10 protein-coding genes are annotated in these 13486 nt (G+C 51.0%); 6 read left to right on the top strand and 4 right to left on the bottom strand.

Annotation, left to right across the window (positions count from 1 at the left end; genetic code table 11):
- On the top strand, positions 1–2055 hold a 2055-nt coding region (locus tag D5S03_RS12005), incomplete at its 5' end, for a hybrid sensor histidine kinase/response regulator (protein ID WP_287044191.1).
- A gap of 1326 nt (positions 2056–3381) precedes the next feature.
- On the top strand, positions 3382–4242 hold the full coding sequence (locus D5S03_RS12000) for a hypothetical protein (protein WP_008869044.1): 861 nt from the start codon (positions 3382–3384) through the stop codon (positions 4240–4242).
- A gap of 348 nt (positions 4243–4590) precedes the next feature.
- Here D5S03_RS12000 and D5S03_RS11995 read toward each other — a convergent pair whose 3' ends face one another.
- Positions 4591–5031 carry a universal stress protein gene (locus tag D5S03_RS11995; protein ID WP_008869045.1) on the bottom strand — a complete coding sequence of 147 codons (441 nt, stop codon included), beginning with the start codon at positions 5029–5031 and terminating at the stop codon, positions 4591–4593.
- A gap of 938 nt (positions 5032–5969) precedes the next feature.
- On the opposite strand from D5S03_RS11995, the gene D5S03_RS11990 reads away from it, so the two are divergent.
- Positions 5970–6377: a DUF2177 family protein gene (locus D5S03_RS11990; RefSeq protein ID WP_008869047.1), complete on the top strand. Its 408-nt coding sequence runs from the start codon at positions 5970–5972 to the stop codon at positions 6375–6377.
- On the opposite strand, the gene D5S03_RS11985 is transcribed toward D5S03_RS11990, so the two are convergent.
- Complete coding sequence (locus D5S03_RS11985; protein ID WP_287044190.1) at positions 6374–7234, bottom strand: prenyltransferase; 861 nt, start codon at positions 7232–7234, stop codon at positions 6374–6376. The two genes, D5S03_RS11990 and D5S03_RS11985, sit on opposite strands and share 4 nt — an antisense overlap.
- A 274-nt stretch (positions 7235–7508) precedes the next feature.
- On the opposite strand from D5S03_RS11985, the gene D5S03_RS11980 reads away from it, so the two are divergent.
- The 3 genes from D5S03_RS11980 to D5S03_RS11970 are packed head-to-tail and all read left to right on the top strand — an operon-like array spanning position 7509 to position 11639.
- Complete coding sequence (locus tag D5S03_RS11980) at positions 7509–8318, top strand: DUF1295 domain-containing protein (protein ID WP_287044188.1); 810 nt, start codon at positions 7509–7511, stop codon at positions 8316–8318.
- Positions 8305–9591 carry an NAD(P)/FAD-dependent oxidoreductase gene (locus D5S03_RS11975; RefSeq protein WP_008869050.1) on the top strand — a complete coding sequence of 429 codons (1287 nt, stop codon included), beginning with the start codon at positions 8305–8307 and terminating at the stop codon, positions 9589–9591. The genes D5S03_RS11980 and D5S03_RS11975 overlap by 14 nt, the downstream gene beginning before the upstream one ends.
- Positions 9588–11639 carry a DUF1365 family protein gene (locus D5S03_RS11970; protein WP_287044187.1) on the top strand — a complete coding sequence of 684 codons (2052 nt, stop codon included), beginning with the start codon at positions 9588–9590 and terminating at the stop codon, positions 11637–11639. The genes D5S03_RS11975 and D5S03_RS11970 overlap by 4 nt, the downstream gene beginning before the upstream one ends.
- A gap of 254 nt (positions 11640–11893) precedes the next feature.
- On the opposite strand, the gene D5S03_RS11965 is transcribed toward D5S03_RS11970, so the two are convergent.
- Positions 11894–12670: a TIGR04282 family arsenosugar biosynthesis glycosyltransferase gene (locus tag D5S03_RS11965; protein WP_008869052.1), complete on the bottom strand. Its 777-nt coding sequence runs from the start codon at positions 12668–12670 to the stop codon at positions 11894–11896.
- 177 nt (positions 12671–12847) lie between these two features.
- Positions 12848–13486, bottom strand: a 639-nt coding sequence (locus tag D5S03_RS11960) for an ATP-binding protein (RefSeq protein ID WP_287044186.1), incomplete at its 5' end; no start/stop codon positions are given.

The raw sequence follows: 13486 nt of genomic DNA, 5'->3' as shown, positions 1-13486 counted from the left end.
TGTTCCATGGACCCGAACGTACCCTCCATGGTCCGGGGAGATTCGGGCCGGTTGCGTCAGATTCTCATGAACCTGGTGGGCAATGCGGTCAAGTTTACCGAACATGGAGAGGTGGAGATCAGGGTGTCGAAATCAGAGGTCGTAGATCAGAGGTCAGAGGTCAGTGATCAACCGGCGAACCGCCTGTCCCATGAACAGACAGGTATTAAAGATCAATATGGTGACTCCAGGATTGTGGAACTTTGTTTCCAGATCCGGGACACCGGCATAGGCATTCCTCAAGACAAGCAAGACAGTCTTTTCGAAAGCTTTTCCCAGGTTGATGCCTCCACTACCCGCAAATTCGGCGGTACCGGACTGGGACTGGCCATTTCCAGGCAACTGGCCGAGATGATGGGCGGTACAGCAGGCCTGGAAAGTGTAGAGGACCAGGGAAGCACATTCTGGTTTACAGTGCGCCTGGGCGTTCAGGATGAACAGCAGCAGGAAAGGCCAGTTCCGGCCTGCCTGCAGGGGGTTCGCACTCTTATCGTGGACGACAATTCCACCAACCGGGAGATACTCAGGGTTCGCTTCGGCTCCTGGGGTATGCGGCCCGGGGAAGCTGCCAATGGTTCTGCAGCTCTGAGCATGCTGCATCAGGCCAAGGCAGAGAATGACCCCTTTGTGTTGGCTGTCTTAGACATGCAGATGCCGGACATGGACGGAGAAACCCTGGGACGAAATATCAAGGAAGACGGGCAATTAAAGGACACCAGGCTGATCATGATGTCATCGGCAACCGGGCAGACAGGTGATTCCAGGCGTCTGCATGAAACAGGATTCGACAGCATCCTGAATAAACCTGTCCTGCCAAGTGAACTTTATGCCAGCCTGGAAAAGATCCTGGCAAGAACAGGCGCTGCGGACCTGCCTGCAGGGCATACGGAACCAGAGAAAATCCGGCAGGGATATCCGGACTTTTCCGGCACAAAAGCCCGTATCCTGGTAGCCGAAGACAACATGGTCAACCAGCAGGTAGCCCTGGGCATTCTCAAAAAAATGGGCCTGCGTGCCGATGCCGTGGCCAACGGCCAGGAAGCCCTCCACGCACTGGAAAACATTCCCTACGATCTGGTGCTCATGGATGTACAGATGCCGGAAATGGGCGGACTGGAAGCCACCCGGCGGATAAGAAGCATGGAGCATGGGACCCCAGTGAAACCCCTGTCTACGACAGGGAGCCCTTTGGGCTGTTTCACGGGGCAGGCAGGGGGCATGGAGCATGGAGCAGAGGATAAAGGGCAGAGATCAGAGGTCAGAGATCAGAGGCTGGAGAGCGAATCCCAAAATACCTCAGTTCCTGAATCCCTCAATCCCTCAATCCCCCAATTCCTCAATTCCTCAATCCCAGAATTCAGAATTCCAATTATCGCCATGACCGCCGGAGCCATGCAGGAGGACCGGGAACGGTGCATTGAGGCCGGCATGGACGATTATACAGCCAAGCCGGTCAATCCGGATGAGCTGGCCCGGGTGCTGGAGAAGTGGCTTTCAAAAGAAAGAAACCAGAGGACAGAGGACAGGAGTCACAAGTCAGAGGTCAGTGATCAGGGAACAGGCGGCAGACATCAGGCAGAGGGCAGTGGTCAGGGGGAAGAAGAAGGTGATCTCGGGACCGGAGAGGCTGCGGAAACGAAACAGGAACCCTCGAAAGCTTTTGTCTGTACCAGGCCAGTGTTCGACCAGGAGGATTTCTTGACAAGAATTGGACATGATAGTGATATGGCTGAACACATACTGAATATTTACATGGAATCCTTACCTAAAAACATTAAATTACTGAAAAACTTTATTGCACAGGGCCAGAACGAAGAAGCAACCAGACAGGCCCATTCAATAAAAGGCAATTCAGGCAATATCGGGGGGCTGGCCATGGCTGAGATTGCCGGAATGATGGAAGAAGCAGGTCATTGCGGTAAACTCGAGCAGATGAAAGAACTTATGCACGAACTGGAAAGGCAGTTTGATATATGTATGGCGGAAATTAAAAAAACAATACCGACAAAGGATTAACACAGGCTGCGGGCATGGTCCGTACGTAAGCATTCAGGGGTTGCCAGCAACTCACGTTCAGCACAAGTACTTCTTCCAGGAAAAACATTTAACCATGAAGGACATGTTGAGATGGTTCCTCGACGTTTGATGTGGATTAACTGCTCACAAATGAATATTATTTTATCTCTCGCCCGCCCCAGTTGAATACCTTTCAGGCTTGCTCTACGAGCAATTCAGGGTAAACTCGAAGACTTGCCCAGTTAAATACGGCGTAGCCGTAGACCGCAGGTCTATTTAACCGGGCAGGCAGAGTCGCGGAGAAGAGATTTTTTTCATTCCCGCGAGTTGCGGTAATAAAAAAAGTCTTCCGCCCCGGGCGGGGAGCAACTTATCCATAGACCCCGGCTCGGGGGATATGAATATTTATCTCTTCCTCCTGCCTTGCTCCGTGGCTCTAGGGCCGCTTCCCTCCGGGGCGTAGGCCCTATGGGCCGGAGGCGGCCCGGGCGTGAGAAATTTCTTCCAGGATGATTTGCTTGTCACTATTGATGCCGAAAAAGCCGTTGGCAGCATTAAATGCAGAAAATCCCATGAAAAACAAAGAGCAATTGCTGCAGCTGGCGGACGAGGCCCTGTACCAGGCCAAGGAAGCCGGCAGAAACCGGGTTCATTCACAATGAATATACACAAAAAATAGTAACCATTTAAACCTGGAGAATGACTTTTTGCAGGTAAATTATTGACTTGCAAAGCGGCGGGAAGAGAAAACAGGTGGACATAAATACTGGTTCGAGGTAATATTAACCTTGTTTTGTAGACTGTCTTCAACCGTAACCATTCAGGGTGCCGCAATCACGCCTCTGGCGTGACTGGGGACAGTCCCCGCGACACCTTTCCTGCACAATTAAATTATGACAAACGCTAAGGGATTAGAAAAATACTGATATACCGCCATAGTGATGCTTTGCCCGCAACAATGAAGAGAAGAGTTTTTTGACAGGATGAACAGGATTAAGAGATGGATTAAGAGAAATTTTTTTTGTCCTGGCCGGAAGCCAGGCCAAAAGGTAATCACTCCATCTATGCCTGCCACGCGTCTTTAGCGTGGTTAATCCTGTCTAAAGATTCTTGTTTTTTGTAAAAGGCTTTCAACGGTTAAGTCACTGACAGTAACGGTATATTGGTATTTTGAACATCCCTAAGTTGTGTGAACCTTCAAAGATAGCACTTAGCGGGGACAGTCCCCAGACCTTGTGTTAACTTCGCGCCTTCAGGCTTCATGGTTAACAACTTTTCTCAATCATCAAAGCCAGTCCCCTGGCAACACAGTTAAAAGGATGATGTATGGAAATAAGCGTAAGCCTTATAAGGCAACTGGACCAGGTAGATCCTGATCTGCGCAATATACTTTTTGCCATACTGGAAGAATTTGAACGACAGAGCAAGGAACGGGTGACCAAGGACGAATTCAGGGAACTCAGGCAGACAGTGCACGAGCTTGCCCAGGCCCAGGCCAGGACCGAAGCCAGAATAGATGAACTTGCCCAGGCTCAAGCCAAGACTGAAGCAAGGCTGGATTCACTCGTGCAGAGGGTGGATGAGCTTGCTCAGGCCCAGGCCAGGACCGAAGCCAGGCTGGACTCTCTGGTCCAACGAGTGGATGAGCTTGCTCAGGCCCAGGCCAAGACCGAAGCCAGAATAGATGAACTTGCCCAGGCCCAGGCCAAGACTGAAGCTGAAGTGCGAAAACTGGCCATGAGTCACCGGGAGTTGAAAACCCAGGTGGCAGGATTGTCCGATTCAGTAGGCTACGGCCTGGAAGATCGCCTGATGCCCTATATCCCGGAATATGCCCGCCTGGAATTCGGCCTGGAAGTGGAGTCCCTGGATCGGAAAAACGTGATCTACCCCGATGGCAGGTACGATGAGGTTAATATTCTGGCCAGGGGAAGCTTGAACGGAGAAACCGCCTGTCTGGTGGGAGAATGCAAGGCCAAACCCGGCAAAAAGGATGCAGACCGTTTCGCATCCCTGCTTGAACGTTTGTCCACTGTGCTGGAGGGCAGGCTGATACCTGTACTCATAGGCTATACCTTTGCCCCTGAAGTGGAGAGGCACGTGTCCAGGAAGCACCCCCACATACGCCTGGTCAAAACCTACGCCCTGGAAATGCGTGCCCGTGGCGACAGAAAAGCTTCGGTCTGAACCTTGTGGATGCACTGCCCGGCATGGTCATCCGTACAATACCGGGCAGTGCGCCTTTAAGCAACTACAAAATGAATGCCCCTGAAAGTTTACCATCTCGACGTTCCAGGGGAACCGGCCAGGGGACAGTCCCCGCGACACCTCTACTGCACAAAATAACCTGACAAACGCGAAATTGTGTGAACCTGCTCAGTTAGTGCTTAGCGGGGGACAGTCCCCAGGCCTGGTGCCAGGGACTAAAACTGAGTACCCCCTGAATGCTTACGTGTTTGAGATCCCAGGGCAGATGATTATACAGTCTGTCACCGCAGGTTCATAAATTTTTTCGGCAGTCGTGACTGCTCCTCACTACTGCGGCCTGATAGTCATTACTGGAACTTGTGAAGTCTTAACAACTTTTTCAGCTATTGATCCGAACAACAACCTGTCCACTCCCTTTCGCCCGTGGGTACCCATTACGATCAAGTCTACATTTTCATCCTTGGCATACCTCAAAATCTCTTCATCTGCATGCCCGCTCAACACCTTTGCTGTCACCTTGTCCGTGCTGAATTGCTCCTGGACAAGAGCATCAATCTTCTTTTCTGCTTCTCCCAGAACTTCTCCGTGAATCTCCTGAAGAGAGGGAGGGGCTACATTAAAGCTGGCATAATGGTCCAGACGCTGGACCACAAAAATCACGTGAACATCAGCGTCCATTTTTTTGGCCAGAGTGTCTGCGTACTCAACAACTTTGGGGGTCATTTCTGAAAAATCAACAGCGCATAATATCTTCTTTATTTCAGCCATAACTACCTCCTGTTTTGAGTTTCATGTCACGAAACACCAATACCACCGGCACAATTATCCATATTTTTCAGATGCACATGCATAACCAAAAAAATCAGCCTTTTAAACAGCTTTACAGCTCATGATTTTCCAGTTTTTTCCTTACATATTTCTTTTACGCGGGCCAAGCTGAATAAATTGCAGAACGTGTAAAAAAGTCTTTTTTCACGCGCATCTGTTCATCTGCTATCAAAAAATAATGTTGTATTTGTTTGCTTTAACAGATAGATAATTTTATTTGCTATCAAAATACCAATAAACATCTTTTATGCTGCGGCAAGGGCTGGTATTCTCCTGATTTCTTTTTTAAAAAAATCTCAAGAAATATGCCTGCACCGGAACTTTCCTGCCTTCTGTTTATAGTCAGGTTGAGGAAAGGGGGCAGAATACCGCGATGGAAAGTGTGGTCACTGAGCAGGCCGGAAATCTATTGTTGTGACTTGCGTCAAAATACAGTAACCTGGAGGCCTTGGCAAGCTTCCCGGATTTAAAAAAATCTGATGCTTAAGGACAAAGCAAAGCCTGACAACCTTTAAAAAATCTGAAAGGATGAACAGTTACCATGTGCTCAAATAAAAAACCCGACTTGAAAGACTTTCTGGACAACTTGAAAAAACCCATGCCCTTATCCCGGAAGGCCGGCCTCTACTTTCGCAATAACCTGCTGAAAATCAGAAAATTACAGTCCTGCTGCGGCAATCACGGAGAACCCGGGTGCTGAGCTGGAGACAAGCCAGCCGGTCCGGCTGAATAAGTGTAACCTCTTGAAAACTCTGTCTCATCCGCTATTAACAAAACAATGATCCTTATTATCGCTAAAGCGAAACTTATAAAATACACTATGGTATCTCAATAAATAAGTTTCGCTGCAGGGTTATTGACCTCCGGGGAAATACTCTATGAACCTTTATTTTTATATCAAGCTCTACCTGATAACTGTACCTTTCTTTTTTGCTGTAGACCTGATCTGGCTTGGCCTGGTGGCCAGAAATTTTTACCAGAAACACCTGGGATTCATTCTCAGTCCGGAGGTCAACTGGGCTGCGGCTATTACCTTTTACCTCATCTACATAGCGGGCATCATTTTCTTTGCCGTGATCCCGGCCCTGGAGAGGGACTCCCTGGCAACCGCCCTGATCTGGGGAGGGCTTTTCGGATTCTTTACCTATGCCACCTACGACCTGACCAACATGGCCCTGATAAAAGGCTGGCCCCTCAGGGTTGTCGTGGTGGACATAGCCTGGGGGGCTGTTTTGTGCGCTGTTGTCGCTGCACTGAGCTTCAAGGCCGCTGGATGGATAAGTTAACTTATAAACAGGGCCATGGACACCCCGGCCATGGGCAACAGACTGAAACTCACACTGGAAGCCACAAAAACCGAAAGTCCCAGGCTGCCCGGCTTTTGATCCAGCAGCAAGACTCCTGAAAACCACAAGCCCAGGCAGAGCAAGGCAATCAGATACATGCCAGTGTAGCCAAGACCGTGAAGCATAAACAGGGCAAGAAGAAAAAAAGCACCGGCATTAAGGGCCAGAATAAGCCTCTGATTGAGCCGTCCCCCCAAAAGGACTGAACTGCTTTTTTTCAGGCTCAGTCGATCCGAAGGCTCATCTGGAAGAGAGGTGCTCATGGCACAGGACAGTGCCAGAAGAAGCATCAATCCCATGTAAGGCCAGTAGATCCCGCTCAGGCTTCCATGCTGCGCCAGATATCCGAGCATGGGCAGCACCCCGCCTACTCCAAGCATCTGCAGCAATTCTCCCCCTCCACGGTAAGAAAGGCGAAAGGGTTTGAAACTGTAGGCCCATAAAAGAACCAGGCCTAGAAGAACCAGAAGCAGCGGTCCCCACCCTGACGAAAACCATGCAAGCAACACCCCTGCAAGTAGACAAAGCAGGGCGCTAACACCAGCTGCAGAAAAAAGGCTTCTGGAAGACAGGCAATCATCTGCCAGGACCCTGGAACCCCCGGAAAAAATTGTATATGTCGAATTAAGCCTGTCTGTATCCTCATCAGCGACATCATTGGCAAAGACAATAAAAAGCTGCATGGCCAATCCGTACAGGTGGCAGAACAAAAAAACCGACCAGGAAAAAGCCCCCTGGGTGAAAGCCATAGCCTGCCCCATGAGCAGGGGCAGAAAAATGTACACCTGTGAAGGCATCCTGGCCGCCTGAAACCATGCGGACCATGTACTGTTTCTTGAAAAATTAAAACAGCCTGCCTGCCCTTCTTTGACATGCTTAACTGAAGGTTCCGGCAAAAACCTTTTGATTATAGATATCATTCCGATATTGTAGGCGGTGCCGGCTGCATAAGCAAGCAAAACGGTCCAGTCTTTTTTTGAGTTTTCAAAACCTGGAACACATTTCTTGACAATCAAAGCAATGTATAACAATTTTAATATTCGTATAAACACCTGTACTGACTTGAGCACCATGCCTTTACACACCATTATTCTGCTCAACCTGGCGGCGGTCATGCTGCTTATGCTGGCGGCCTGGATCTTATCCCTCGCCCGGGACAAGGCCTGTGTGGCTGATTCCTTCTGGGGGGCGGGCTTTGTGCTCATTGCCTGGCTGACCTGGTTCATGGGGCCGGATACTTTCAGGAGTCTCCTTGTTGCCCTGCTCATCAGCATCTGGGGGATTCGACTCATTTTACATATTACCCGGCGCAACTGGGGACAGCCTGAAGACAGGCGATACCAGGCCATGCGGGATTACCACGGAGAAAGTTTCCGGTGGATAAGCCTGTTCAAGGTGTTCATGCTGCAGGGGAGCTTGTTGTGGATTATCGCCCTGGCCCCCCAGGTGGCCCAGGCCTCCCCACGCCCCGGTGAACTTGTCTGGCTGGACTTTCTGGGAATTTTCATATGGGCCCTGGGCATGCTGTTCGAAGTTGTGGGGGATTACCAGATGTCACAGTTCAAAAAGGATCCCGCCAACAGGGGCAGGGTCATGGACAGGGGACTCTGGGGATGGACCCGCCACCCCAACTATTTCGGGGAGTGCCTGGTCTGGTGGGGCATATTCTGTATCGCCCTTTCGGTACCTGGAGGATGGATGACCATTATCAGCCCCTTACTCATAACCTTCCTCCTGGTCAGAGTTTCAGGAGTGGCCATGCTGGAGAAGGACATGGGTTCAAGACGCCCGGAATACGAAAACTACAAGAAAAGAGTCAGTGCATTCGTGCCCTGGTTTCCCCTTAAAAATAAAGAAGCAGGAGATCATGAACAGCCATAACCAACTTTCCGGTGCAGGCAGCCTCAAAATCGCCGTAATCGGGGGCGGAGCAGCCGGCATGGCGGCATCCTATTACCTGGGCCGCAGGCACAGGGTGGACCTCTTCGAGGCTGAGCAGATCCTGGGAGGCCACGTGCAGACGGTCATGGCCCCGGACGGTGATGAGCAAAAGATCCCGGTAGATATGGGCTTTATCGTCTTCAACGATACCAATTACCCCCGCTTTATCCGCTTTCTGCAGGACCTGCAGGTACAATCCGCACCCACGGACATGTCCTTTTCCTACAGTGAATCCCATACAGGGTTCGCCTACAGCGGCAGCACACTGTCCGGTCTTTTTGCCCGCAGGGCCAATATCATTGACCCCCGTTTCTGGAGGATGCTTTTTGCAATACGCAGTTTCTGCAGAAATGTCACCAGGGACCTGCAGGAAGGAAAGCTCACAGGGGGCACCCTGGGCGGATATGTCCGCGACAACAGATACCCAGAAATCCTTATGAGCCGCTACCTGGCCCCCATGGTCCGGGCCATCTGGTCCGCCGAGAGCAGCGGCCCCGAGGAATTTCCCCTGGAACGCTTCGCGCAGTTCTTTTTCAATCACGGCCTGCTCAGCTTCAGCGGGGGACCTGTATGGCGATATATCCCCGGGGGCAGTCACACTTATGTCCAGGCCTTTGAAAAATCCTTTACCGGCTCCATTTACACCTCCTCGCCCGTACAGGCTGTATTCCGGGAAAGCACAGGTCCGGTGCTGCAGGTGCAGGGGCAAAAAATGGAGTATGATGCACTTGTCCTGGCCTGTCACGCAGACACTGCACTGCAGCTTCTCCAGGACCCGGACCCTGGAGAAACAGCATGCCTGAGTCCCTGGAGATACGCTGCAAATGACGTATTCATGCACACGGACGACTCTTTTTTGCCCCACAATACCAGGGCCTGGGCCTGCTGGAACGTCATTTCCCACTCCGGAGACACCCAGGAAAGGGTGAATGTGCATTACTGGATGAACAGGCTGCAGCGCTTCCAGGCCCAGAAAAACCACGTGGTCACTCTGAACCCCCGCCGGCCGGTGCCAGCTGAAAAAACATCCAGGCACCTTAAAATGATGCACCCCCAGTTTACCCGGGACGCCTTAGATGCCCAGGCCCGTTTTGGCCAGCTGCAGGGTGTGCGGGGCACCTATTTTTGCGGCAGCTACCATGGTAACGGTTTCCACGAAGATGCTGCCGCGTCCGGGATGCGGGTGGCTGAACTGCTGGGAGCCGAAGTATGAACTCCAGGGTTGTGCCTGTAAGCATTTCCCATGAAAGGTTTGGGCACAAGAGCCACCGGTTTGAATACAGGTTTATGGTCCTGCTGCTGGACCTGGACGAACTCAAGAGATTAGACGAAAATACAAGACTTTTCGGGTTCAACCGCTACAGACCGGCCTGTATATTCCAGAAGGACTACCTCACCCCCGGCCCAGAAAGCATCCGGGACAAACTTGGAAACCTTCTTCAGTCATATAAGTTCATGACCCTGGATCAAGACTCCAGGGTTCTGCTTCTCACCTGCCCCAGGATCTTCGGACGGGTTTTCAATCCGGTGAGCTTTTACTTTATCTTCAGCCCGGCAGGGAAACTGCAGTTAACATTAGCGGAGGTCAACAACACATTCGGAGACAAACATGTATACATCCTGGAGAAATCAGGCCGGTCCCCGGGGTTTCCGGTACAATTCAAGACACCGAAAAAATTTCATGTATCGCCTTTTTTCGACATCTCGGGGCAGTACCTGTTCAGCTTCAGTGATGTCCGCAAAGAAATAGATATAGCCATCACCCTTGAAAAAAATCACCGGCCTGCCCTGGAGGCCAGGATGTGGCAGGCGGCCCGGCCAGGGGAACTGACCGACGGCAATCTTTTAAGCACCTGGATATTTCATCCCCTGGCTTCCAACATGACCTATCCCCGCATCCTGCGCCAGGCCGTCAGCCTTTATTACGGCAAAGGCCTGCCTGTATTCACCAGGCCAGAGCCGGAAAACCCCCTGACCATCAGGACCATGCAGCAAAAATCAACCATTTTAGACCTTATTGCCAGGAGACTTGTGCTGGCGAACCTGAAAAAATTCCGCAAGGGACGCCTTGAAATCCAGATGCCAGACAAAACTGTGCACGTATTCGGAGAGGTTGAGCCAGGTCCCTCGTGCCGCATGAACATTCATGACCCCCGATTTTTCCGGAAAGTCATCAAAGGCGAGGACGTCGGCCTTGGTGAAGCCTATACCATGGGCATGTGGGATACCGACAACCTCACCAGGCTCATGGAACTGCTCATTATGAACATGGGCCACCTGTCCTACATGGAGAACTGGGGGGCCGCCGGGAGGATGCTGCACAAAATGCTGGTGCCGGCCAGAAAGATGATTCCTGACAATGACCCCCGGGGATGCAGACAAAATATCCAGGCCCACTACGACCTGTCCAACGATTTTTTTGCCGGTTTTCTGGACCCGGGCATGACCTATTCCTGCGCTGTATTCGAAAACCTGCAGGAACTGCGGCAAACAGGTCAACCAGTTTCCCAGAGCCGACTGCAGCAGGCCCAGGAGCGTAAGTACTCCATGGTGGCCCGGGCAGCCGGCATCAAGCCGGGACAGAGTATCGTGGAGATCGGGTGCGGCTGGGGTGGATTCGCCCTCTTTGCCGCCCGTGAATTCGACTGCCAGGTAAAGGCAGTGACCATATCCAGGGAACAGTACAATTATGTGCAGCAACAGGTTATCAACCAGGGACTGCAGGACAGAATAGAAGTAGCCATGGAGGATTACCGCCATATACAAGGGCGCTTTGACGCCCTGGTATCCATTGAAATGCTGGAGGCTGTGGGGCACAAATACCATCCCCGCTTCTTCCAAAGCGTGGACCGCCTGCTAAGACCCGGGGCAAAAGCCTGCATTCAGAGCATTACCATCCCGGATCAGCGCTATAACACCTACCGTAAAACCCAGGACTGGATAAGCACCTATATCTTTCCCGGGGGACTGCTGCCGTCCCTGGACAGGATAAGCAGCGTCCTGGCCCGGCACACCACCCTGGTTATAGCCCAAGTTACGGATATAGGTCCTCACTATGCACCCACCCTGGCTGCATGGAGGAAAAAGTTCCTGCAGAACTGGCAGGAAATCAAGAGCCTGTCCCAGTGCTTTGATGAAGATTTCCGCAGAACATGGGAATATTACTTCTGCATGTGCGAGGCATCATTTGAGCAGCGCCATATCCGCGATCTGCAGATCGTCCTGGACCGGCCCAGGTACTCACCCGGGAGAATGCGGTGATAAACCAGGAAAAATTGATGCAGACAGCTTTGCTTCCGTACTGGTGAAGATTCACCATAATACCGTGAGCGGCAAAGCCGCCCGCTCGCCCCGTGAAACAGACTTTTGTCTCCGCGTAGCGGGTTTCACCGGGGTGAGCAACGAAGTTGCCCGTGCCAAAAAAATCTTCTCCGGCACGGGAAGCCTTCAGCTTCACACGGGTGCTCCGCACACACAGTTTTTAAGAATAAGTCCTGGAAGGGTTTGCCTGCCTGTCACTCAGGATGCTTTGCATGCTTCCTGCTCCCCTGAAGGACTACTTTCTTCCTGTCCTCTACAGCTTCAAACTCCCGGGAATCGGCCTGACTACAATCCATACAGGCCAGATAAGCCTGGACAGCCTGATCCCAGGAGAGATAACTATTGGGTTCAACTCCCTGCTGACTCCGAAACAGTGCCCTGAAATCTTCCAGGGTATCCACGTCTCTTAATTCAGGCAGAATGTGCGGATTCAGCCCCAGATCCTTCAGCCTGTTCAGGGTGGTCTCCAGCACCCGGGAGGTACTCCAGGGAACATCGCTGAACACACCCGGGAAAAAAACATCCCTGTGCAGACCCAGGAGATAATATCCGCCGTCCAGAGCCGGACCAAGCACAGCTTTGCAGCTCTCAAGACCTTTTTGAGCCTGCTGTAGAGTCTCCCGAAACATTTGGGGCACATCAGTGCCGGCAAGTACTACCCGGTCAAAACCCAGTTCAAAGGACTGCTCAAAGGCAGCCCGCATTTTATCGCCGATATTTCCAGGCCCCTGGATAAAATAGTCATTTTCTTCACCCAGCCATGCCCGGTACTTATCAAGTGTACTGTCTGGGTGACAAAAGAGCAGAATGGGCCAGGACAGTGTCCTGCACGTGGCAAGGGTTGTCTGCACAAAAGAGCGGTAGAGCAAAGCAGCATTGACCTGGCCGATATCTTTGCCCAGCCTGGTCTTGACCCGCCCCGGAGAAGGGTATTTAAGCATAAGGGCCAGGCAGGCCCTGCTGGAATGCATATTCAAGTCCGCCTATGTTTTGCCAATTAAAAAGCCTGTGCGCATGGAAACAATTCCTGGAGACAAATCAAAGGGTTTTGGCAATATACTCCAGGGACTGGACAGCTTTGTGACCAGCCGTGGTTAAAAAGTAGTATTTTTTACGGTCCTGCTGCAATGTAAAGAGTTACAAATTCCTCAAGCAAACTCATTCAGGATATCCAGCTCAAATGGTGATAAAAGGCAAACATCTTTTGCTGAATAATTATTGTAAGGATTGACAAGGTAAAGCCCCTGGCTTTGAGAGTAACTTTCTCTGAACTTGAAGAGCCCGTGAAAATCAGATTCTTTAAGCCGACTTTTATACTTGATTTCTACAGGAACAGGACCGCGGTCGCAGTTCAGAATTAAATCAACTTCCTGTTGGTTTTTTGTTCGCCAGAATTTCAGCCTCTCCGGGTCGAATCCATTTTTTATCAGCTCGGATATTATCACCCCCTCGAATAAAAAGGAGCTGTCCGGCCGCATTTCTGGCGGGTTGAAGTTATTCAGGAAAAAATTTCTTACCCCATTGTCTGAAAAATAAATCTTGGGTGTTTTGACCAGCTCCTTGTTGCGATTGGTAAAAAATGCTGTATGCACTGTAATGACAAAGGTTTCCCGCAGGATTTCCAGATAGTTCTTGGCAGTCTTTTCGCTTATCGAGGCCACTTGAGCCAGTTGACTGTAAAAAATTTCCTGGCCGTGATTTACAGCCAGATGCTGAATTAGTGTTTTGGCGTGTTTGATGCGCTCCCAGGCTAAAAAATCCACCAGATCCTTTTTTACATAAAGATC

The organism is Desulfonatronospira sp. MSAO_Bac3 (assembly GCF_003838035.1).
Taxonomy (GTDB): Bacteria; Desulfobacterota; Desulfovibrionia; order Desulfovibrionales; family Desulfonatronovibrionaceae; genus Desulfonatronospira; species Desulfonatronospira thiodismutans.
This window is presented reverse-complemented; position numbering and strand designations above follow the sequence as displayed.